The organism is Chthonobacter albigriseus, from assembly GCF_013839445.1.
Lineage (GTDB): Bacteria > Pseudomonadota > Alphaproteobacteria > Rhizobiales > Pleomorphomonadaceae > Chthonobacter > Chthonobacter albigriseus.
The window spans coordinates 667611-688815 of record NZ_JACDIT010000001.1 but is presented as its reverse complement, the minus strand read 5'-3'; the positions used below and the strand labels follow the sequence as shown (position 1 = coordinate 688815).

Sequence of the window (21205 nt, the reverse complement as noted above, 5' to 3'; positions counted from 1 at the left end):
CGGTTCGGGCTAGCCGTTGTCGCGGACCCAGTCCCGGACGACCTCGAGGAAGGCGGCGCCGTAGCGGCGGAGTTTCTCAGCCCCGACGCCGCTGACCGCCGCCATCTCGTCGACGGTTCGGGGCTTCGCGGCCACCATGCCCCAGAGGGTTGCGTCGCCGAACACGATGTAGGGCGGCACGCCCTGGTCCCTGGCGAGCGCGGTTCGGCAGGCGCGGAGGGCCTGGAACAGCGCCGCGTCCGGCGACGACGCGTCGACAGTGTCCGGCGGGCCGCTGCGCTGGCCCCGGCGGCGCGGGGCGGCGGGGGCCGCCTTGCGCAGCGTGACCGTCTCCTCGCCCTTCAGGATGGCGCGGGCTGGTTCCAGCAAAGTCAGCGCGCCGTAAGCCTCGTGGTCGACGCCGATCGCACCGGCCGAGACGAGCTGGCGCAGCACCGACCCCCAGGCCCGGGCGTCGAGGTCGGCACCGACGCCGAAGGTCTTGATCTCGTCGTGCCGGAACTGCGCGACCTTGTCGGTCCGCTGGCCACGGAGCACGTCGATGACGTGGCCGCCGCCGAACCGCTGGCCGGTCCGCGCGATCGCCGACAGCAGCTTCTGCGCCGCCTCCGTCCCGTCCCACTGGGCGACGGGGTTGAGGCAGGTGTCGCAGTTCATGCAGTTACCGGGATGTTCCTCGCCGAAATGGCGCAGGATCGCCTGGCGCCGGCAGTCGCATGTCTCGCAGACGGCGATCAGCGCCTCCAGCTTGCCGCGCTCGATACGCTTCACCGCCTCCGGCGCCTGTCCCTCCTCGATCATCCGGCGGCGTTGGACCACGTCCGACATGCCGAAGGTCATCCAGGCCTCAGAGGGCAGACCGTCGCGGCCCGCGCGCCCGGTCTCCTGGTAGTAGGCCTCGATGGAGGAGGGGATGTCGAGGTGCGCGACGAAGCGGACGTCGGGCTTGTCGATGCCCATGCCGAAGGCGACGGTGGCGACCAGGCAGAGGTTCTCCTCCTTGAGGAAGGCGTCCTGGTTGGCGTCGCGGATCGCCCGGTCGAGGCCCGCGTGGTAGGGCAGGGCGCGCACGCCCTTGCCGTTCAGCCACTCCGCGGTCGCCTCTACCGACTTGCGGCTGAGGCAATAGACGATGCCGCTGTTGCCCTTGTGCCGGGAGAGGAAGCCGAGCAGCTGGCGCTTCGGCTCGTCCCGCTCCACGATGGTGTAGCTGATGTTGGGCCGGTCGAAGCTGGACGAGAAGACCCGCGCGTCGTCGAGCCGGAGCGAGCGGAGGATATCCTCGCGCGTGCGGCGGTCGGCGGTGGCGGTGAGCGCGATGCGCGGGACGCCGGGGAAGCGATCCGCGAGGATCCCGAGCCCGGCGTATTCCGGCCGGAAGTCGTGTCCCCACTGGCTGACGCAGTGCGCCTCGTCGATGGCGATCAGCGCGATCGGTACCTCAGACAGGAAGTCCAGGAACTGCGGCGTCACCAGCCGCTCCGGCGTGACGTAGAGGAGGTCCAGGCGACCGGCGCGGGCGTCGTCGCGGATGGCGCGCGCGTCGTCGAACGCGACGCCGGCATTGAGCGCCGCCGCCTTGACGCCGGCCTGCCGGAGGGTGGCGACCTGGTCATGCATCAGCGCGACCAGCGGCGAGACCACGATGCCGACGCCCGGCCGGGCGATCGCCGGGATCTGGAAGCAGAGCGACTTCCCCTTGCCGGTTGGAAACAGCACCAGCGCGTCGCCCCCGCCGGTGACGTGGTCGATCACGTCCTCCTGCTGCGGGCGGAAGCTCGGGAATCCGAACACGGATTTCAGGACGGCGCGCGGATCGAGCGGCGCGGCGGTGTCGGTCTGCGACATGGGGCCCGGATGTGCGAAGCGGAGGTCGGCGCGAGCTATAGCCCGCCCCGGCCTGATCCGCCACCCGTCGCCGTCATCCGTAGACGGGTGTCGGCAGGCCCTCCATCCGCGCTTTCAGCTGCAGGGCGACGTGCAGCGAGTGGAAGCGGTTGAGGTGAAGGTTGCCGCCGTGGAACCACAACGCCTCATGCCGGAGCGGCTTCCACATGTTGCGGAGTTCCCCGAGCCAGGGGCCGGGATCGCCCTTGGTGCCGGAGCCGTAGCCCCAGTTGGGCCCGATCAGGTCCGCCGCGTCCTGCGAGACGAGATCGGCGACCCAGGCGTTCATCGGCTTGAAGCCGGTGGCAAAGACGATCACGTCGGCCGCCACCTCGCTACCGTCGGAAAGGATGACCGATCGCGCGGTGAGGCCGGTCGGCTCGACGCCGCTGCGGACCTTGATGTCGCCGCGCGCGATCAGCTCCGAGGCGCCGACGTCGAGGTAGAAGCCGGACCCGGTGCGCAGCGCCTTCATCATGTGGCCGGTGCCGTCCTCGCCGTAGTCGGTGCGGAAGCCCGCCTTCTCCAGCCGAGCGATCAGCGCCGCGTCCCGCGGCCGGATCGTCTCGTAGAGCTTCAGCTGGCCCTCGGGCATCAGGCGGAAGGGGACGGAGGCGAAGGTGAGGTCGGCGATGTCGGTGGTGATGCCGCGGGCGAGCGCGTTCTCCGAGTAGAGCCCCTCGAAGGCGACGTCCAGCAGCGTCTCCGACCGGACGACGGTGGTCGGCGAGCGCTGGATCATCGTGACGTCGGCGCCGTGCTCGCAGAAATCGGCGGCGATGTCGTGCGCCGAGGTGTTCGCGCCGACGACGACCACCCGCTTGCCGGCGTGCCCGGCCGCGGTCTTGTGGTGCGCGGAGTGGTACAGGAGGCCTTCGAACAACGCCTTGCCGGGCAGGTCGATCTCCTTCGGCGGGCCGTAGGAGCCGGTGGCGAAGACCAGCTGCTGCGGCCGAAGCACGATCTCCTCGCCCGATCGGCGGACCCGGACGGCCCACTCCCGGGCTTCCGCGTCGTAGCTAGCCTTGAGGCATTCGGTAGAGCCCCAGAACTCCACCTCCATCACCTTGGCGTACATCTCTAGCCAGTCGGCGATCTGGTCCTTCGGCGTGAACACCGGAAAGGTGTCGGGGAACGGGATGTAGGGCAGGTGGTCGTACCAGATGGGGTCGTGCAGAACGAGGCTGTCGTAGCGGTTGCGCCAGGTGTCGCCGGGACGGGCGGTCTTCTCCACGACGACGTGCGGCACGCCGAGCTGCCTGAGCCGCGCGCCGAGCACGATCCCGGCCTGTCCGCCGCCGACGACGACCACATAGGGCTGCGTGGTGCGCCCGAGCGCCGCCGACGCCGCCTCCTTCTGCTGGATCCAGTTGGTGGTGCCGCGTACCGGGCCGTGCACGGTGCCGAACGGCCGCGTCCGGCCACGCTTCTCCTCGAAGCCGATCAGTTCGGTGATGGCGGTGAGGAGGGTGAAGCCGAGCCCGTCCTTGAGGCGGAGGTGCCCGCGCCCGCGCGCCTGCCGCGTCTCGAAGGTGAACCACGCCTCGACGGTCCCGTCGTCGGTCCGCGTCGGCGCGCCCTCGGCGGAGAAGCGCACCGGTGCGACGGTCGGCAGCTGGGACGCCAGCATCGCCGCGATGGCGGGCCGGCCTTCCTGGGTGGAGATCGTCCAGGTGAAGGCGACGAGGTCCCGCCAGAACGAGCGCTCGGCGAACAGCGCCGCCGCGGCCGCCGGGTCGCGGTCGTTCAGCGCGCGCTCCAGCCGTTCCAGGAACAGGCGCACGGTTTCGGCATCGGACGGCGCGGTCATCGATCTCTTCCCTCCACCTCGGCTGCCCGCTGTTCTCGGGGGCTGGCCGATCCAGGGCGGCGAGTGTGGCACGCCGGACAGCCCCTGGGAATCGGTGCGGTGGGCATCAGGCCGTGAAGAAGGCCGGGTGCTTCTCGGCGAGGCGCGGCAACGACAGGAGGATCTCCGAGAGATGCTGGCGCATCGCGGCCTCGGCCTTTTCCGGCGCCCGAGCGCGAACGCCGGCGAGGATCTGCGCGTGCTGGTCGATCAGCACGTCGATCGGGGTCGCCTCCGGCAGCGAGAGGTAGCGGACCCTGTCCATCTGCGCCTTCAGCCCTTCCAGCACACGCCAGGCATCATCGCAGTCGGCCGCATGCGCGAGCGCCTGGTGGAAGGCCTCGTCGAGCCGCAGGAACCCGGCATGGTCGGCCCGTTCGGCCGACTTGCGCTGGCCGGCGATGATGTCGTCGAGCACAGCGAGATGCGGCTCGGAGGCCTCGGTCGCGGCCTTGCGCACGATCGCCACCTCGATCGCCTCGCGGATGAAGCGCGCGTTGGCGACCTCGCGCACGGAGATCATCCGGACGAAGGTGCCCCGCTGCGGCCGGATCTCCACCAGCCCGACCTCGGCGAGCTTGATGAAGGCCTCGCGGACCGGCTGGCGGGACACGCCGAGCTGACGGGCAACGTCGGCCTCCGACAGCGGGTTTCCCGGTCCGAACCGCAGCTGCACGATGGCCTCGCGGACGACGTCGAAGACGCGCCCGCTGACCGTCACCCGCCGGCTTTGCGGATGGTCGTCGTCAAGCGCGCGAAGCGGTTCGGGTTGGCTCATGTTGACAGTCATATACTACCATACTAGTCTTCAGGGAAGCGGCGTCGGGGGAGAATGCCGCGTTCCGGGAGGAAACCATGAAACTGCAGTCGCTCAAGACGATTTTTGCGCTCGGGGCCATGCTGGTCGCCGGTCCGACACTTGCCGCTGACTACACCCTGAGCATCAACACGGCGCTGACCACCACAGACCCGCTCTACAAGGGGCTGGAGTCCTTCCAGGCGGCGGTGGCCGAGCGGTCCAAGGGTGCGCTCGAGGTCAAGCTCTTCCCGAACTCGCAGCTCGGCGCGGACGAGGACGTGCTGGAGCAGGCTCGTGCGGGCGCGCCGGTCGCCGTCGTCGTCGACGGCGGACGGCTTGCGGTGTTCCAGAAGGAGTTCGGCGTACTCGGCGCGCCCTACCTCGCCTCCGGCTACGACGGCATGCGCAAGATCGTCACCTCGCCGCTCTTCGAGGGCTGGGTGAAGCAGTTGCACGACACCTCGGGCCATCAGGTCCTCTCGTTCAACTGGTGGCAGGGCGAACGCCACCTGTGGACCAACGTCCCGGTCAAGGCGCCCGCCGACCTCGCCGGCATCCGCATGCGCACGCCCGGCGCGCCGGTCTGGGTGGAGACCGTCACCGCCATGGGCGCGACGCCGACGCCGATGCCCTTTGCCGAGGTCTATTCCGCCCTCGAGCAGAAGGTGATCGATGCCGTCGAGGCCCAGCTGCCGGCCGGGCAGGGCGCCAAGCTCAGCGAGGTCACCAAGTTCGTCACCAAGACCGGCCACATCAACCTGATCACCGGCCTCGTCACCAGTGCGCCTTGGTTCGACAGCCTGCCGGCCGAGCTGCAGACGATCCTCCGCGAGGAGGCCCTCAAGGCCGGCGACGTCGCTTCCTATGGCACCCGCGACGCGCTCGCCCGCATCGAGCAGGAGCTCACCGCCGCCGGCATGACCGTCAGCGAGGCCGACACGGCCGTCTTCAAGGAAGCGACCAAGGGCGTCTATGACAAGCTCGGCTACTCGGACCTCGGCGGCGAGCTGGAAGCGATCGCCAACCAGTAGGCCGCCTTTCTCGGGCGCGGGCCTCCTCGGCCCGCGCCAGTCCCCCGACGTTGGAGGTAAGCCATGCTGAAGCGGCTCTCGCTTCTGGAGGCGGCCGTCTGCTTCGCGCTGCTGGCGGTCATCACCGGCCTGGTCTTCGTGGCTGCCATTCTGCGCTTCTTCGGCCATCCGCTGACCTGGTCCGTCGACATGGCCCAGCTTCTCTTCATCTGGCTCTGCTTCTTCGGCGCCGCCCGGGCGATGCGCGAGAAGTCCCACCTCGGCATGGAGGTGCTCGTGAAGTATCTCGGCTACCGCCGCCAGTTCTGGCTGGAGATGGCCTGCTCGGCGCTGGTGCTCATATTCCTCGCCTTCCTGGCGGTGGAGGGCCTGAAGCTCACCTGGCTCAACAGCGAACGGCAGTTCGGCGACAGCACCCTTTCCTACGCCTGGGTAACGGTGGCCGTGCCGGTCGGCTGCGCGATGATCGCAGTGGCGCTCGCCCACAACATGGTCGTTGCCTGGCGGCGTCGCGCCGAGGGCGTGCTCGTCTACAGCCGCACCGCCGCCGACCGCGACGAGCCGGCCGTGGTGGAGCTTTGACATGCTGATCGCCGTCGTCTTCGTCGTCCTGATGGCCATCGGCATGCCGGTCGCCTTCGCCACCGGCATCGCCGGCTTCCTCTTCTTCATGACCGAGCCCGGCATGCCGATGTCCATCGGCGTGCAGAAGATCGCCTCGATGAGCCAGAGCTTCCCGCTGCTGGCGGTGCCCTTCTTCGTGCTGGCCGGCCACCTGATGAACGAGAGCGGCATCACCGACCGCCTGCTCAAGGTGTCGCTGGTGGCGGTCGGCTGGATGTCGGGCGGCCTCGCGCAGGTCGCCATCGTGCTCTCCACGCTGATGGGCGGTGTGTCGGGCTCGGCCGTCGCCGACGCGGCGATGGAGGCGCGCATCCTCGGGCCCACCATGGTCGCCAAGGGCTACGGCAAGGGCTTCTCCGCGGCCGCGATCGCCGTCGGCTCGCTGATCACCGCGACGATCCCGCCGTCGATCGGGCTGATCCTCTACGGCTACGTCGGCAACGTCTCGATCGGACGGCTCTTCCTGGCCGGCATCATCCCCGGATTGCTGATGATGGCGGTGCTGATGGCGACCACCTACGTCATCTCCCGCCGCCGTGGCTATGTGGTCGCGAATTCTGAGCGGCCGACAGTGAAGGCGCTGGCGCTTGCCGCATGGGACGCCAAATGGGCGCTGCTCTTTCCGGTCGCCCTGGTGCTGGCGATCCGCGGCGGCGTCTTCACCCCGTCGGAAGTGGGGGCCTTCGCCGTGGTCTACGCCCTCGTCGTCGGCTGGCTTGCCCACCGCGAGCTGACCTTCGACAAGATCTGGCGGAGCTTCGTCCACGCCTCGTCGGACGTCGGCCTGATCATGCTGATCATCCTGATGAGCGGCATGGTTGGCTACGCGACCATCTACCTGCAGGTGCCGCAGTCGCTCGCGTCCTGGATGCTGGACGGCCTCTCCGACCCCAACCTGATCGTCTTCCTGATCCTGGTGTTCCTGCTGGTCGCCGGTCTTGCGCTCGACAGCACGGTGATGGTGCTGCTGCTGACGCCGATCTTCGTGCCGATCATCAAGCAGATCGGCATGGACCCCGTGCACTTCGGCATCCTGATGATGAGCATCGTCACCCTCGGCGGTATGACCTGGCCGAGCGGCTCGGCGATGTTCGCCGTCTGCGCCCTGATGGACGTCAGCATCGAGGAATACTCGATCGAGTCCATCCCCTTCATCGCGGCCGTCGTCGCGCTGATCGTTGCGCTGCTCTTCCTGCCGGGCCTGGTGCTTTTCCTGCCCAATCTCGCCTTCGGCTGAGGGCTGCGGCCCGCTCCACTTCAGGGGACTTCGATGAGACACACTTGGCGTTGGTTCGGCCCGGTCGACAAGGTCACCATTGCCGACGCGCGGCAGGCCGGTGCCGAGGGCATCGTCACGGCCCTCCACCACGTCCCGACCGGTGATGTCTGGACGCCGGAGGAGATCGCCCGTCGGCAGGCGGAGGTTCGCGTCCGGCCTGACGGCGCGCCGAGCGGCCTGGAGTGGGAGGTGGTGGAGAGCTTGCCCGTTTCGGAGGCGATCAAGACGCAGACCGGCGACTGGCGCGACCATCTGGACGCCTACCGCCGGTCGCTGGAGGCCATCGCCGCCGCCGGTATCGAGGTCGTCTGCTACAACTTCATGCCCGTGCTCGACTGGACCCGCACCGATCTCGCTTGGAAGGTCGCCCACGGCGGCACCACCATGCGCTTCGACCACGCCGACTTCGCCGTTTTCGACATCCACCTCCTCCAGCGCGCGGGGGCGACAGAGAGCTACCCCGCCGAGATCGTCGAGGAGGCTACACGCCGTTTCGCGTCGATGCCCGACGCGGCGAAGGTCCGGCTTTCGCGCAGCGTCAACGCCGGCCTGCCAGGTGCCGCAGACTCCGGCGGGCTCGACGGCCTGCGCGCGGAACTGGCGCGTTACGCGGCGATCTCGCCGGACCGTCTGCGCGGCCACCTCGTCGATTTCCTCACCGAGGTGGTCCCGACCGCCGAGCAGCTGGGCCTGCGGCTCTGCTGCCACCCGGACGACCCCCCGTTCCCGCTGATGGGCCTGCCGCGCATCATGTCGACCGAAGCCGACTACCGACACATCCTGGATGCCGTTGCGAGCCCGGCGAATGGCGCGACGCTCTGCACCGGCTCGCTCGGCGCCCGCCACGACAACGACCTGCCCGGCATGATCGAGCGGCTGGGGCCGCGGATCCACTTCGCCCACCTGCGCAACGTCCGCAAGGAGGCGGCCGTCACGCCCTGCTCCTTCCACGAGGACGAGCACCTGGACGGCGACGCCGACATGGTGGCGATCGTCGCCGCCCTGCTCTGCGAGGAGGCCCGCCGCCGCGCCGAAGGCCGCACCGACGCGGTGATCCCGATGCGCCCCGACCACGGCCAGGACATCCTCGACGACCTCGCCCGCGGCGCCCAGCCCGGATACCCCGCCATCGGCCGCCTGAAGGGCCTCGCCGAACTCCGCGGCGTAGAGCGGGCACTCCGTACGGCATAGAATTCATCAAGTGCGACGACCACTCACGCGTTGCCGCGATCGCCCGCCCTTTTCAGCGTCCGGCGAAACACGCCCCAGGGCAAGGCAGCATCTGGGCTTTCGGTTGGCCGGAGCGGTGGTCGGTCTCGACGAGGTCGATGGCGACCTGGATGTCGAGCATGGATGCCTTCGTCATCAAGCTTCCCTTCCGCGCTGTTGATCCGGCGCGTTGAAACCAGACGGTCCCGGCGTTGACTGACCTCAAAACGCACCGAGCAGCTTGCTGCTATGAAGGGTGCCGGAGATGCAGCCATGAACGGACCGGGCGACCCCAAACAATCGCCGTCAGCCGGCCTTCCCGGCTGGTTGCTCGCGGCCCTCTACGCGGTGGCCGTAATCGGGCCCACTGTGGCATCGATCGCAGATGGCGGGCCTACCATCGGCAAAGCCGTGGTGGTCGCCGCGGGCGTGGCTGCCCTGGCTATGCTGCTCGCGCAGTTCGTCACTTCCGGACGCTTCGAGAGAGTCTCCGGCAGGCTTGGACTTGACGTGACGATGGGGTTTCATCGGATGGCCGGTATGGCGGTTCTCGCGCTGGTCGCCGTTCATGTCTTCGCGATCCCCCTGCAACATGGATTGCCCTCCCTGCCACGCTATGCGACGCGGCTCGCCAACTCCCTCGCAGCGCCCGGCAATGCCCCGGGATTGGCGGCGACTCTTTTCCTTCTCGTCCTGGTGCCGTGGGCGAAATGGTTTCGCGGCCGCATCATGCGCTACGAGATCTGGCGCCTGGTACACGGGCTCGGGGCGACCCTCATTGTCGTGCTCGTTGCCCTTCACGCGGCGCATCGTGGCGAGTCCCTGTTCACGCCGGCCGCCCTCACGATGATCTTGCTGCTGGCGGCAGTGGGGATTGGATCGCTCGTCGTCGTCTATGCGGTCCGTCCTCGCACAGCCTATGGTCACGGGTTCAGGATCGAGGGTGTCAGGCGGCTGTCGCCGACCGTGGTAGAGCTGACCGCCCTGTCTGAACAGGCGCGGTTCGCCTTCCGCCCTGGCCAATTCGCCTGGATCGCCTTTGCCGGTCGGCATACCCTAACGGACAACCCGTTCTCGATCGCTTCCGCTCCTGAAGACCTCCCGAGACTGAGGTTCCTGATCCGCGAGGCCGGCGATGGCACTCGTCGGGTCGCTACCCTGAAACCGGGCGTGGCCGTAGCGGTGGATGGTCCGCACGGCAGCTTCGTCGAGCATGGCAACCCGGAGGCGCTCGTGCTGATCGCCGGAGGTATCGGCATTGCGCCTATACTTTCGATCTTGCGGTCGGCGGCCGCGCGAGGTGACCGCCGTCCCTATCGCCTTGTCTACGCGACCCGTCGTGCCGAGGACCTGATCGCCCGAGCGGAGATCCTCGACCTGACGCAGCGCCTCGACCTGCGCGTCGACACGCTGGTGGAGGATGGCGAACTGCCGGCCGGTTCCCGGCGCGGCCGGATGACTGCGGACGCCATGAAGGCCTTCGTCTCCGACCTCGACTGCACGCGCGTGCTCGCTTTCGTCTGCGGTCCACCCGGCTTGATGGATGCGGCTGCCGCCATGCTGGTCGAGTGCGGCTTCGGCTCCGACAGGATCGTCATGGAGCGGTTCGATTATGACGCGGCGCATGACCCCGTCAGCCGTATCGTACGCCGACGCTTCATGATGCTCTTCGCAGGCATGGTGGCCTTGCTGGCGGGTGCTTTGGCGATCTTCGCCTGAGATGGACGGCCGCGACGGCATCCGCCGGTCCGCGCAATCGACGCAATAGCGGCTACCCGCCTCGGGAGCCGCCCGACTTCGTCAGGAACTGCCGGCGGTGCCCTGAACTGCAGCGCCCCGTTCCGGGGATCAGATCAATGCTGCTCAGCCGACGGATCCTCTTTGCCGTGTTCGCGATAGCCGCCACGGTTACGGTTTTTCTCGGCGTGCGCCTGATCGTGTCGACGGTCTACTGGTCGCAGCACCGCGACGCGCCGATCGAGGCCTGGATGACCATCGGGATGGTGGCTCGGTCCTATGATGTGCCGCCGGGCGTTGTCGCCAAGGCCGCCGGACTGCCCGAGAACGTCCGCGATCGACGACCGCTCTCCGAGATCGCGTCCGAACGCGGCGAATTGGCCGACAAGCTGGTCGATACGATCGAAGAGGCCATAGAGCGGCACCGCGCCGGACTGGACCGGCAACACGGCGAGGGGGAGCCATGATCGACTCCCTCATGACTGCGGTGGGATCCTACGGTGCGCCGGCGCTGTTCCTTATCCTTGCGGTCAACTGCTTCGGACTACCCTTTCCGACGTCGCTTCTGCTCCTTGCGGTCGGTGCGATCGCCGCCGACGGCGACCTTGCTTCCTCCTCCATCCTCGCCTGGGGTGTATCGGGAGCCATCCTTGGAGATCAGGCGGGCTACTGGCTCGGCCGCGCGGGAGGCCGGACCTTGCTGGCTGCTGCATCCGACCGGTTACAACTCGGTCCTGCGCTCGCCAGGGCCGAGGCGTATTCCTCCCGCTGGGGTGCGATCGGCGTGTTCCTGACACGCTGGCTCCTCAGCCCCCTTGGCCCCTATGTCAATCTCGTCGCCGGGGCTGCCCGGATGCCGTGGATTCTCTTCACCGTCTCGGGGATTCTGGGGGAGACCGTTTGGGTCTCGATCTACATGGGACTGGGTCTCGCCTTCGCCGACAGCGTCCCCGCTCTTGCCGACCTCCTGGGCAACGTGACGTGGTTCCTGCTTGCCGCGGCGGTGACGGCCTTGATCGGATGGAAGCTCCTGACCTGGCCCTCATCGGAACACGCCCCGCACGGCGCTGACGAGTCCAGGGCAGGCCGGCGCTGGGGTCGCTGACGGTCGGGCAGCCGGCGGGGTCGAGCGTCCTCGGACATTGCCGAACCTGTTTCATCCGTCGCGTGCTTCAGCTAGCGTGCGCCGCGAAAGGGCAGGTGAACATGAGCTTTTCCAACATTGTCGCACAGGTGGTGGCAGCCGTCGGCGGGACCGTGCTTCAGGTCCGCAAGGCGCGCGACGGGATCCGGAAGCAGGCTGTCGGCACCGCGCCGACCATCCCGCCGGCGAAATCCCAGGGCATGCTGCCGACGCTGAAGATGCCGACCGCGCAGGGCTGGGCGAAGGGACAGACGCCCGTGGCGGCGCCGGGTCTCACCGTCAACGCCTTTGCGACGGCCTTGAAGCATCCGCGCTGGATCGAGGTGCTGCCGAACGGCGACGTGCTCGTCGCCGAGGCTCTCACCGTGTCCGGCGGCATCTCGTCGGTCTTCGATCTCGCCATGGAGGCCACCATGCGCCGGGCCGCCGCGCTCGGCGACAGCCCCAACCGCATCACGCGGCTGCGCGACGCGGACGGCGACGGTGTCGCCGAGACGTCGGAGGTGTTCCTTGCGGGCCTGAACCAGCCCTTCGGCATGGCGCTCCACGGCGACACCTTCTATGTCGGCAACACCGACGGCCTCGTCGCCTTCCCGTTCGACCACGCCACCCACGTCGTCACAGGCCAGGGCCGCCGCCTGGCGACCTTCAAGCCGGGCGGACACTGGACCCGCAGCATCCTGAAGAGCCCCGACGGCTCCAGGCTCTACGTCGGCGTCGGATCCCTCAGTAACATCGCCGAGAAGGGCATGGCCGTGGAGGAGGGGCGGGCGGCGATCTACGAGGTGGATCTTGCCACGGGAACCAGTCGCATCTTCGCCTCCGGTCTGCGCAATCCCGTCGGCCTCGCCTTTGAACCGACCACCGGGTCGCTGTGGACCGTGGTCAACGAGCGCGACGGCATCGGCGACGAGACGCCGCCCGACTACCTGACCTCCGTGCAGGAGGGCGGCTTCTACGGCTGGCCCTACTGCTACTGGGGCCGGACCGTGGACGACCGCGTGCCGCAGGACCCCTCGCTCGTGGCCAAGGCCCTGACGCCCGACTACGCCCTCGGCGGCCACACCGCCTCCCTCGGGCTCTGCTGGCTGCCGGCCGGCACGTTGCCGGGCTACTCGGACGGCATGGTCATCGGCCAGCACGGATCCTGGAACCGCTCCACCCTCAGCGGCTACCGCGTGATCTTCGTGCCGTTCGAGAACGGGCGCCCCGCCGGACCGCCGCGCGATATCCTCACCGGGTTCCTTACACCGGACGAACGCGCCTCCTACGGCCGACCCGTGGGCGTGGCCATCGGCCCGGACCGATCGCTGCTGGTCGCCGACGACGTGGGCGACGTCATCTGGCGCGTGACCGGCGCCTGAGCCGCGCCGGGCCGCTCTGGCCCGGCCGGCCCTGTCCGACCGTCACGGAGGACGTCGGACCCGGTCATCTGGACGCGTGCAAACAGAACCAGCCCGTCGCCGAAACCGCAAGCGCCCGCGCCGGGCCAACACCGAGGGGCTCAATAACGCGCGGCCGGACGGCTGACGCAGCAGACCGACGCCAAGGGCCAGACCTTCACCTACAACCCGGCCCGGCTCTGGCCCAACCAGATCTCCCACAAGAACGCGTCGCAGCAGACGCTGTGGGACGTCACCTACGGCCGTGACGGCGCCGGTCGGATCCTCACCGCCGTCACCTCCGCCGGCAGCGCGGACAACTGGACCTATGCCTACGACGACCTGGACCGTCTGCTGACCGCCACCAACACGGCGACCCCGGCCGACAACCAGACCTTCAGCTTTGATGCCGCGGGCAACATGCTGACCAACTCCAAGGTCGGCAGCTACACCTGCCCGGCGCAGGGCGCGGCCTCCGTCCGCCCGCACACGCCGTCGGTGGTGGCCGGCTCCACGCTCCTCTACGACGCCAACGGCAACATGACCTCCGGCCTCGGCCGCACGATCACCCCCGAGCCTTCTCCGGCGACGCCGGAGACGTCGTCGATGTGAGAAGGCTCAAGGCGAAGGAGGTCCACGAGAACCGGACGGTGAGCGTGGTCAAGGGCGGCATCACCACCGCCACCACCTACGGCCCGGACGGCAGCCGCGTGAAGCAGGTCGTCACCACCCCGGCGGGCGGCTCCACGCCGGCCTCCACGGTGACCACCTGGTTCCTCGGCGCCGGCATCGAGGTGTCCACGGCGCGCACGCTGACGGTGATCCCGCACCCGGACGTGCGCGTCTCCGGCGGCCAGACCTGCTTCGTCCACCGCGACCACCTGCAGACGGTCCGCATCGAGACCACCGCCGCGGCCGCCACGGCGCTGATCAACCGGATCGGCCCCTACGGCGACCCCCGCACCGGCGGCATGGCCGGCATCGCCTGCGCCACCGGCGAAACCCGCGCCTTCCTCGGCGAACGCCACGACGGCCCGGGGACGGGCCTGATCTACCTCAACGCCCGGTTCCTCGATCCGGTGCTGGGGCGCTTCATCACGCCGGACTGGTGGGACCCGATCGACGCGGGGACGGCCGGGCAGGGCGGGGCGGCCGGTGTGAGGTCGAGCGCGGTGGGGACGAACCGATACGCGTATGCGGGGAATGATCCGGTCAACAAGAGCGATCCGAATGGGCATGCCGGCATCGGTCTCAGTGACGATCTAGAAGATGACGATGGTGATGGCACTCCAGACGTTTACGATCCGTCACCAGAAGGAATCGAGCTGTACTCGGTCAGTCCTCTATTCGATAACACGAAAATTCAAGGAGAAGCGGCTGGAGGCGGGTTATCATCAGCGAAACGCGCGGGCCCTACAGTTAACTCGGTAGCAACCCAGCGCGAGCGGGAGGTGGACGCCGCGCGAGCGCTATCTGACGGTAGGATTAAAGTCTACGGAACCCCACAAAAGACACGGGGACCGCAAGGTGTATACCATGCAGCGACATCGGTTTCCTTGGCTGTGAACATGATTGCGAAGGTCGGACCGGTGAACGTCGAATCTGTCCGATTCAACCAGCGGCTCAGAAATTCGGATGACGAAATTGTTAGCCGGAAGCAGCCGGACGTACAACTGAAGCTTAAGGACAAGTCGATTGATCTCGGAGAAGTTCAGTCAGGACGTCAGACAGAACAGAGTCAAATAAATAAGATGGCAAAGATGCGGAATCAAGCAGGCGCCCCTCCCGGATCCAGCCGAGCTGTGCCGGTTCAATCCGCTCCACGGGAATGGTACAAGACCGGGTTGGTTGGATCGATCGGATCATGGGCAGGTTGGTGGTAGCCCAAATTGAGGGTTCGAGAACATGAACGACCTTGAAGATAGCCTGTTAGATGCGCGAGTTGCCGTGCCATTCTATAGGCCAGACGGTAGATTTGACTTAGCCCTTGATTTGGGTCTCATGAATAATATTGCCCGGATATTCAATTTGTCGATGAATAGATGCTTTCTGCATTACGAAGATGGTTCTGAGAAGCGGCTACGACCGCAACAGAAGGCTATTCCAATCGATATAGTGTCGAGAGATTTAAAAACAGAAGACCTGACTTCTATATCCGGCGCCGATGTAAAAAATAATCAGAACTTTGGGCCCGAGAAGGTTATAAACTACGATCTGAATGGCAAAAGTGACTATTATCTACGATTTGGATGCTCATCCAGAAATTATCGAAGGGCATCAATCTTTAACGTGATACAAGTACTCGACCAGCCGAAGGTACCAAACTACGGATTTGAAATTTGGGGGCAAGATGCCAGCGTCGATTGTTTCCCAGGTTATTTGGAGTACGGTTTCGGCCCCACTTTGGCCGAGAAAATAGATAGGTTGCGACGGCTGATCAAGAACAGGCGATATCTCGATGGGTTTATAGACGACGCTTACCCGATGCTGATCCTAAATGACAGTCATGTACAGAGGAAGAATTTCAGGGATTACATAGAGTTGCTGAAACGCCGCAATATTGGACAGTTTCAGCAGATCATTGACGGATGTTACGCGCTGACTATTAAATTTGACTGTCTTGATGAGGCAAAAAGGCTTGCAAATCAGGCGGGGGTGATCTCGACCTAAGCGAGTACTCTACGGCAACCCTGGAATAAAAAATACAGGTAAGTGCATCTGCGCCGGCCATGAGGTCGAGCGGTTGAGAGCCCGCCGGCACGGTGTCCACCAAGCTCGGCTGGTCGCGTGACGATCGGCTGGTCTCCGTCACCGACCCCCTGAACAACCCCTGGTCGGCGGTCTACGACACCCTCGGCCGGCGCACCTCGGTCACCGAGCCGGACCTCGGCACCTGGACCTTCACCTACGACAACGCCGGTCGGCTGACGCAGCAGACCGACGCCAAGAACCAGAAGATCTGCTTTGCCTATGACGCGCTCTCCCGCGTCACGGTGAAGGCCACCGCCGCCTCCGGCGCCACCTGCGACACCTCGGTGGCCAACACCGCCCGGACGGTCAACACCTGGGACGAGGAGCGCCCCGGCTTCGAGAACCTCGGCGATCTCACCACCACCACCTCGCCGGCCGGCACGATCACGCTCGACTACAGCGCCCACGGCGCGCTCGTCCGCAAGAGCTGGACGCTGACGGGCCTCTCCGGCACCCGCACCCACCAGGTGTTCACCCACACCTCCGGCGAGGTGAAGTACCAGTCCTGGCCGGACGGCTCCACCACCGGCTCGGCGGCGACCCCCTACACCTACGACCAGGCCGGCCGCCTCCGCTCCATTCCCGGCGCGATCGCCTACATCGACTACACCGCCGCCGGCCAGACCGCGCAGATCGGCTACGCCAACAACGTCTACTCCACCTTCACCTACAACCCCGCCCGGCTCTGGCCGAACCAGATCGTCCACCGCAACGCGTCGCAGCAGACGCTGTGGGACGTCACCTACGGCCGCGACGGCGCCGGGCGGATCCTCACCGCGGTCACCTCCGCCGGCAGCGCCGACAACTGGACCTACACCTACGACGACCTGGACCGGCTGCTGACCGCCACCAACACGGCGACCCCGGCCGACAACCAGACCTTCACCTATGACGCCGCGGGCAACATGCTGACCAACTCCAAGGTCGGCAGCTACACCTACCCGGCGCAGGGCGCGGCCTCCGTCCGCCCGCACACACCGTCGGTGGTGGCCGGCTCCACGCTCCTCTACGACGCCAACGGCAACATGACGTCCGGCCTCGGCCGCACGATCACATACGACCACGAGAACCGGCCGGTGAGCGTGGTCAAGGGCGGCATCACCACCGCCACCACCTACGGCCCGGACGGCAGCCGCGCTCGCCAAGTGGTGACCACCCCGGCGGGCGGCTCCACGCCGGCCTCCACGGTGACCACCTGGTTCCTCGGCGCCGGCATCGAGGTGTCCACGGCGGGCACGCTGACGGTGATCCCGCACCCGGACATCCGCATCTCCGGCGGCCAGACCTGCTTCGTCCACCGCGACCACCTGCAGACGGTTCGCATCGAAACCACCGCCGCGGCCGCCACGGCGCTGATCAACCGGATCGGCCCCTACGGCGACCCGCGCACCGGCGGCATGGCCGGCATCGCCTGCGCCACCGGCGAAACCCGCGCCTTCCTCGGCGAACGCCACGACGGCCCGGGGACAGGGCTGATCTACCTCAACGCAAGGTTCCTGGACCCGGTGCTCGGGAGGTTCATCACGCCGGACTGGTGGGACCCGATCGACGCGGGCGTGGCCGGGCAGGGCGGGGCCGCGGGCGTGCGGTCGAGTGGCGTGGGGACGAATCGGTATGCGTATGCGGCCAATGATCCGGTCAACAAGAGCGATCCGAATGGGCACAGCTACGTTGACCCGATGGGGAACTTCGTCCCGGTCCCGAACGGCGAAGAGTTGCCGGGATACCAGGAGTTCCACCCTGGTGATCATCCGCTCGTCACCTTGGCTGTGGTCGGATCTCCTGTTGCAGCGGTAGCCGTCGTCGTCGCTCCAGCGACAGTAACAGCATCTGTAGGGTTGGCTATGGATGTTCACTCGCTGGCGAACGACGATGTGCCATCAACGAACAAGTCTTACCGATTGCAACAAAACGTTGCAAACTCAAAAAAAGCGGAAGGATTCACTAGCGGACTTATTTCTAGGCATCCTGAATGGGAATCTAAAGGAACGCAGGTAACTATACAAACGAAAAAGGGGCGACGACGCGCAGACGAAATTGCTGAACATCTACCTTCCGGTAGGATAGTCAACTTTGAAACGAAGGCAGGCAACGGCGAACGTACCGCTGGCCAAATACGCAAAGATATTGAATTGTCGCAGAATGGCGGGATTATCAAAGGAAAGAACAGCAGCTATTCTCCGGGAACTAAAATTCGTGCTGACACGGTGGTTATCAACGTCGACACAAAGAAAGGTTGCATCAGCTCCTGTTCAGATCCCAGTATCTCCTTGTCCACTGGGAAGTCTAATAGGGGTGGCGGGTTATTGGAGGCGTTTAGAAACTGGACAGGCTGGTGGTAGGAGTCAATTCGGCGGAGCGTGAAAATGGCAATAAAAAGTACAAACACAGTTGATAATATTTTGGTAAACCATAATAATAAGGCTATAGTCCTAGCCATAGAAGACGAAATCCAGGAAAAAATTGATGATTACGAGTATTTGAATTTGGTAATTCAAAAAGTTGGAGCATACATTGCATTCTTGGATGAAGGAGAGCTGAAAGAGGTGTTCGAACCACCTCAAGATTACAAGGTATTTATAGTATTGTTTCGAAATCATAGGGAAGGAGATCGATTAGAATCTCTCCTGGATGAACTAAGGGAGGTGGTAAAGAGTCGGAACGATAAAGAGTTTCGGCACATCAGTATCGACCAGTTTAACGACGGAAGTTGGCAGTGAGTATTTTCTCACGAGCGGCTTTCGAGGGTCTCGAACCAGGTGCGCCGGCCTTCGACGCGGAAGTGCTCGTCGAGCGAGGTGCGATGCTGCCGCTCGATGATGCCGTTGGACTACGGCTACACCCGCGAGAACACCTACACCACCTCCACCGCCACCACCCTCACCTTCGACGAGGTGGCCACCCGCGATGAGCTCCTGCGCACCACCCGCGTTCGGCGCGACGCCTACGGGCGGACGATCGACACGATCGAGAAGCTGGGCGCCGGCACGGTCTCCACCAAGCTCGGCTGGTCGCGCGACGACCGGCTGGTCTCCGTCACCGACCCGCTGAACAACCCTTGGTCGGCGGTCTACGACGCGCTCGGCCGGCGCACCTCGGTCACCGAGCCGGACCTCGGCACCCGGACCTTCACCTACGACGCAGCCGGCAGCATCAGCAAGGACACCCTCGGCACGACGGCGACGAGCTACGCCTACGACAAGAACGGCCGGCTGCGGACGGTCACGGTCGGCACTTCGCTGAAGGGCACCTACACCTACGACGGCTTCGAGCGGCTGGCCGTCCGCGCGGTGACCAACACCACGCCCGCCGGCACCACGCACTTCATCCACGCTCTCGGCGGCGGCGGGCTGTTCGACGAGCTGATGCCGACGGTAGGCGCGATGATGGGCGGGCTCGGCAACCGGGTGATCGCCGAAACGGACGGCGCCGGCGTCAGCCTGCGCGAATACATCTGGCTCGGCGACCAGGTGATGGCCGTGGTAGCGGACGCCAACGCGGCGACGCCGACGATCTACTGGATCACCAACGACCACCTCGGCCGCCCGGTCCAGATGACCGACGCGGCGAAGGCGGTGGTCTGGCGCGCCAGCCGATCACTATTTTGGAGCGAGGGCGGCGGCCGAGTGGTAACGGGCGAAAGCAAGGGCTAAGCCTGTGGTCCGGGCGCGGCGGGCCCTTACCGGTCCAAGTCGCGTCGAGGCCGGATTTCGGCTATCGCAAAGCGGCACATATCACTCGGAGAAATGGCGCGCCCGAAAGGATTCGAACCTCTGACCCCCAGATTCGTAGTCTGGTGCTCTATCCAGCTGAGCTACGGGCGCTTGCCGATGTGTCGGGATGGGAACCGTCCGAGGAGCGGTTGGCCGACAGCGGCGTACGTCTAGACCGTTGGCCGGGTGATTGCAAGCGCTTTTCGAGATGGCTGCGGGCCGGTCTGGGCGGTTCGGCGGAAAAGGTGGAAAGTCGAATGTTGTCAGCGGGATGCTGACGGAGAAGTCAGCTCGCGCGGGAGCGCCGGACTTCGCCGAGGGGCACCGGCCGATCCGGAATCTCGATCTCGAAAATGGCCCCCGGGCCGTCGGCGGCAAGGCCGATGCTGCCGCCATGGGCGCGGACAAGTTCGGCCGCGATGGCAAGGCCGAGCCCGGTGCCGCCGCGGCGGGCCGAGCCCTGAAACGGCTTGAAGAGATGCTCGCGGGCCTTCTCCGGCACGCCCGGACCGGTGTCGAGTACGCGGATCTTCACCACCGATCCGGTGCGCTCGGCAGCGACCGTCAGCCGGCGGACGCAGGTTTCATCCCCGGATTGTTCGAGCGCCTGGGCGGAGTTTCGGACGAGGTTGAGCAGGACGCGGAACAGCTGATCGGAATCCGCGTCGACCTCCAGGTCCGTCGGCACCGCGTTGACCCATTCGATGCTCGCGTGTGCCGGCAGGCCGGTCACATCGCCCACTTCGCCGACCAGACGGTTGAGAGCGATCAGCCGGCGGGTCGGCGGCAGCTCCTGCGCCTTGCCGTAGGACAGCACGGCCTGGGCATAGGTGATCGCCCGGTCGAGCGTGGCGAGCAGCTTCGGCGCGAAGCGCTGCACCGTCGGATCGGGGATGCTGGCGAGGCGATCCGACATCAGCTGGGCGCTGGCGAGCAGGTTGCGCAGGTCGTGGTTGATCTTGGAGACGGCCAGACCGAGCTCCGCCAGGCGCCGCTGCTGCTTCAGGACGTCGTGCAGGTGCTGCTGCATCGTGGCGATCCGGGTTTCCATCTCACCGATCTCGTCGCGCCGGCCGGACGGCACGATCACGCGCGACTGGTCTTCAGGATCCTCCAGCCAGGCCGTCAGGGTCCGGCCTACCCGCAGCATCGGCCGCACCAGGAGCATGCGCAGGCTGAAGTAGACGAGCACCGCGGCAAGGCCCGAGATCGCGATCGACAGGATCAGGATGTTCCTGGAATAGGCGAGCATGTCCGCCTTCAGGCCGTTCTCGGAGAACACGACCTCGATCTCGCCGTCCCCCTGGTAGGGTCCGACCGCGCGGATGGTGCGGTTGTTTCCGGAGATCAGCGTGTCGAACGCCTCTCGGATCGCCGCGACGGGCGGCAGTTGCCGGATGTCGATCTCGCGCGCCACCGGCGGCGGCATGTCCGTCATGGCGACCAGCTTCTTCATGCCGTCGACGCGGATCGCCAGCGCATAGGCGTCGAGTTCGTCGAGCACGGTCGCCTGCATCTGCGGCGACAGGGCATGTGCCTCCGAGACGCTGAGCGCCCGCGCCGCCACCGTCGCCGTCTCCAGCCGGTCCTCGATCCCAGTCTTCTGGAAATTGGCAATCGACGGCACGTAGATCAGCAACTCGGCCAGCATGACGAACAGGACGGTCAGAACGAGCAGCTTCGCCGACAGGCCGAACCGGCCCGGCGTCACCTCGCCGCCAATCGGCGGCTTCTGGCTGTCGTTCTCCTCCGTCATGCCCAATTCTCCCGAGGGCCTTTCTCGTGGCGCGGCCATCCCGC

19 protein-coding genes and 1 tRNA gene are annotated in these 21205 nt (G+C 66.3%); 14 read left to right on the top strand and 6 right to left on the bottom strand.

Annotated features, from left to right (window positions below):
* Window positions 1-9 precede the first annotated feature (9 nt).
* The 3 genes from recQ to HZ321_RS03060 all read right to left on the bottom strand — a co-directional run bounded on the left by recQ (window position 10) and on the right by HZ321_RS03060 (window position 4514).
* Window positions 10-1848 (bottom strand): DNA helicase RecQ, encoded by a 1839-nt coding sequence (gene recQ, locus HZ321_RS03070; protein WP_181700090.1) that lies wholly within the window; start codon window positions 1846-1848, stop codon window positions 10-12.
* Between the two features lie 73 nt (window positions 1849-1921).
* On the bottom strand, window positions 1922-3697 hold the full coding sequence (locus tag HZ321_RS03065) for a flavin-containing monooxygenase (protein WP_181700088.1): 1776 nt from the start codon (window positions 3695-3697) through the stop codon (window positions 1922-1924).
* 106 nt (window positions 3698-3803) lie between these two features.
* Window positions 3804-4514: a GntR family transcriptional regulator gene (locus HZ321_RS03060; protein WP_181700086.1), complete on the bottom strand. Its 711-nt coding sequence runs from the start codon at window positions 4512-4514 to the stop codon at window positions 3804-3806.
* Window positions 4515-4591: 77 nt separating this feature from the next.
* On the opposite strand from HZ321_RS03060, the gene HZ321_RS03055 reads away from it, so the two are divergent.
* The 4 genes from HZ321_RS03055 (at window position 4592) to uxuA (ending at window position 8660) form a co-directional block, all read left to right on the top strand.
* Window positions 4592-5566: a C4-dicarboxylate TRAP transporter substrate-binding protein gene (locus HZ321_RS03055; RefSeq protein WP_181700084.1), complete on the top strand. Its 975-nt coding sequence runs from the start codon at window positions 4592-4594 to the stop codon at window positions 5564-5566.
* A gap of 63 nt (window positions 5567-5629) precedes the next feature.
* A complete protein-coding gene (locus HZ321_RS03050; RefSeq protein ID WP_181700083.1) occupies window positions 5630-6148 on the top strand; it encodes a TRAP transporter small permease in 519 nt (172 codons plus the stop codon).
* A 1-nt stretch (window position 6149) separates the two neighbouring features.
* Entirely contained in the window at window positions 6150-7427 is a 1278-nt protein-coding gene (locus tag HZ321_RS03045; protein WP_181700081.1) for a TRAP transporter large permease, read from the top strand.
* A gap of 33 nt (window positions 7428-7460) precedes the next feature.
* Entirely contained in the window at window positions 7461-8660 is a 1200-nt protein-coding gene (uxuA, locus tag HZ321_RS03040; RefSeq protein ID WP_181700079.1) for a mannonate dehydratase, read from the top strand.
* 52 nt (window positions 8661-8712) lie between these two features.
* Here uxuA and HZ321_RS21810 read toward each other — a convergent pair whose 3' ends face one another.
* On the bottom strand, window positions 8713-8835 hold the full coding sequence (locus tag HZ321_RS21810; protein WP_280514440.1) for a hypothetical protein: 123 nt from the start codon (window positions 8833-8835) through the stop codon (window positions 8713-8715).
* Between the two features lie 116 nt (window positions 8836-8951).
* On the opposite strand from HZ321_RS21810, the gene HZ321_RS03035 reads away from it, so the two are divergent.
* The 10 genes from HZ321_RS03035 (at window position 8952) to HZ321_RS02990 (ending at window position 19345) form a co-directional block, all read left to right on the top strand.
* Window positions 8952-10397 (top strand): ferredoxin reductase family protein, encoded by a 1446-nt coding sequence (locus HZ321_RS03035; protein WP_181700077.1) that lies wholly within the window; start codon window positions 8952-8954, stop codon window positions 10395-10397.
* Between the two features lie 137 nt (window positions 10398-10534).
* Window positions 10535-10882, top strand: coding sequence for a hypothetical protein (locus HZ321_RS03030; protein ID WP_181700075.1), 348 nt, complete (start codon window positions 10535-10537; stop codon window positions 10880-10882).
* Complete coding sequence (locus HZ321_RS03025) at window positions 10879-11520, top strand: DedA family protein (protein ID WP_181700072.1); 642 nt, start codon at window positions 10879-10881, stop codon at window positions 11518-11520. The genes HZ321_RS03030 and HZ321_RS03025 overlap by 4 nt, the downstream gene beginning before the upstream one ends.
* A gap of 101 nt (window positions 11521-11621) precedes the next feature.
* Window positions 11622-12923, top strand: a complete 1302-nt coding sequence (locus HZ321_RS03020) for a PQQ-dependent sugar dehydrogenase (RefSeq protein WP_181700070.1) — start codon at window positions 11622-11624, stop codon at window positions 12921-12923.
* Window positions 12924-13361: 438 nt separating this feature from the next.
* Window positions 13362-13553, top strand: coding sequence for a hypothetical protein (locus HZ321_RS21605; protein WP_244635544.1), 192 nt, complete (start codon window positions 13362-13364; stop codon window positions 13551-13553).
* A gap of 38 nt (window positions 13554-13591) precedes the next feature.
* A complete protein-coding gene (locus tag HZ321_RS03010; RefSeq protein ID WP_181700067.1) occupies window positions 13592-14824 on the top strand; it encodes an RHS repeat-associated core domain-containing protein in 1233 nt (410 codons plus the stop codon).
* 22 nt (window positions 14825-14846) lie between these two features.
* Complete coding sequence (locus HZ321_RS03005) at window positions 14847-15611, top strand: hypothetical protein (RefSeq protein WP_181700065.1); 765 nt, start codon at window positions 14847-14849, stop codon at window positions 15609-15611.
* Window positions 15612-15703: 92 nt separating this feature from the next.
* On the top strand, window positions 15704-18034 hold the full coding sequence (locus HZ321_RS21900; RefSeq protein ID WP_181700062.1) for an RHS repeat-associated core domain-containing protein: 2331 nt from the start codon (window positions 15704-15706) through the stop codon (window positions 18032-18034).
* 24 nt (window positions 18035-18058) lie between these two features.
* Window positions 18059-18412 (top strand): DUF6572 domain-containing protein, encoded by a 354-nt coding sequence (locus tag HZ321_RS02995; protein WP_181700059.1) that lies wholly within the window; start codon window positions 18059-18061, stop codon window positions 18410-18412.
* A 96-nt stretch (window positions 18413-18508) separates the two neighbouring features.
* Window positions 18509-19345, top strand: a complete 837-nt coding sequence (locus HZ321_RS02990; RefSeq protein ID WP_181700056.1) for an RHS domain-containing protein — start codon at window positions 18509-18511, stop codon at window positions 19343-19345.
* A gap of 94 nt (window positions 19346-19439) precedes the next feature.
* On the opposite strand, the gene HZ321_RS02985 is transcribed toward HZ321_RS02990, so the two are convergent.
* Window positions 19440-19516 (bottom strand) — tRNA-Arg (locus tag HZ321_RS02985).
* 175 nt (window positions 19517-19691) lie between these two features.
* Window positions 19692-21161 carry a sensor histidine kinase gene (locus tag HZ321_RS02980; RefSeq protein ID WP_181700053.1) on the bottom strand — a complete coding sequence of 490 codons (1470 nt, stop codon included), beginning with the start codon at window positions 21159-21161 and terminating at the stop codon, window positions 19692-19694.
* Window positions 21162-21205: the final 44 nt, after the last annotated feature.

What these genes read in the sequence shown, in the direction of transcription:
- recQ (WP_181700090.1), bottom strand. Translation starts at nt 1,848, where the DNA reads ATGTCGCAGACCGACACCGCCGCGCCGCTCGATCCGCGCGCCGTCCTG.
- HZ321_RS03065 (WP_181700088.1), bottom strand. Translation starts at nt 3,697, where the DNA reads ATGACCGCGCCGTCCGATGCCGAAACCGTGCGCCTGTTCCTGGAACGG.
- HZ321_RS03060 (WP_181700086.1), bottom strand. Translation starts at nt 4,514, where the DNA reads ATGAGCCAACCCGAACCGCTTCGCGCGCTTGACGACGACCATCCGCAA.
- HZ321_RS03055 (WP_181700084.1), top strand. Translation starts at nt 4,592, where the DNA reads ATGAAACTGCAGTCGCTCAAGACGATTTTTGCGCTCGGGGCCATGCTG.
- HZ321_RS03050 (WP_181700083.1), top strand. Translation starts at nt 5,630, where the DNA reads ATGCTGAAGCGGCTCTCGCTTCTGGAGGCGGCCGTCTGCTTCGCGCTG.
- HZ321_RS03045 (WP_181700081.1), top strand. Translation starts at nt 6,150, where the DNA reads ATGCTGATCGCCGTCGTCTTCGTCGTCCTGATGGCCATCGGCATGCCG.
- uxuA (WP_181700079.1), top strand. Translation starts at nt 7,461, where the DNA reads ATGAGACACACTTGGCGTTGGTTCGGCCCGGTCGACAAGGTCACCATT.
- HZ321_RS21810 (WP_280514440.1), bottom strand. Translation starts at nt 8,835, where the DNA reads ATGACGAAGGCATCCATGCTCGACATCCAGGTCGCCATCGACCTCGTC.
- HZ321_RS03035 (WP_181700077.1), top strand. Translation starts at nt 8,952, where the DNA reads ATGAACGGACCGGGCGACCCCAAACAATCGCCGTCAGCCGGCCTTCCC.
- HZ321_RS03030 (WP_181700075.1), top strand. Translation starts at nt 10,535, where the DNA reads ATGCTGCTCAGCCGACGGATCCTCTTTGCCGTGTTCGCGATAGCCGCC.
- HZ321_RS03025 (WP_181700072.1), top strand. Translation starts at nt 10,879, where the DNA reads ATGATCGACTCCCTCATGACTGCGGTGGGATCCTACGGTGCGCCGGCG.
- HZ321_RS03020 (WP_181700070.1), top strand. Translation starts at nt 11,622, where the DNA reads ATGAGCTTTTCCAACATTGTCGCACAGGTGGTGGCAGCCGTCGGCGGG.
- HZ321_RS21605 (WP_244635544.1), top strand. Translation starts at nt 13,362, where the DNA reads ATGCTGACCAACTCCAAGGTCGGCAGCTACACCTGCCCGGCGCAGGGC.
- HZ321_RS03005 (WP_181700065.1), top strand. Translation starts at nt 14,847, where the DNA reads ATGAACGACCTTGAAGATAGCCTGTTAGATGCGCGAGTTGCCGTGCCA.
- HZ321_RS02995 (WP_181700059.1), top strand. Translation starts at nt 18,059, where the DNA reads ATGGCAATAAAAAGTACAAACACAGTTGATAATATTTTGGTAAACCAT.
- HZ321_RS02990 (WP_181700056.1), top strand. Translation starts at nt 18,509, where the DNA reads ATGATGCCGTTGGACTACGGCTACACCCGCGAGAACACCTACACCACC.
- HZ321_RS02980 (WP_181700053.1), bottom strand. Translation starts at nt 21,161, where the DNA reads ATGACGGAGGAGAACGACAGCCAGAAGCCGCCGATTGGCGGCGAGGTG.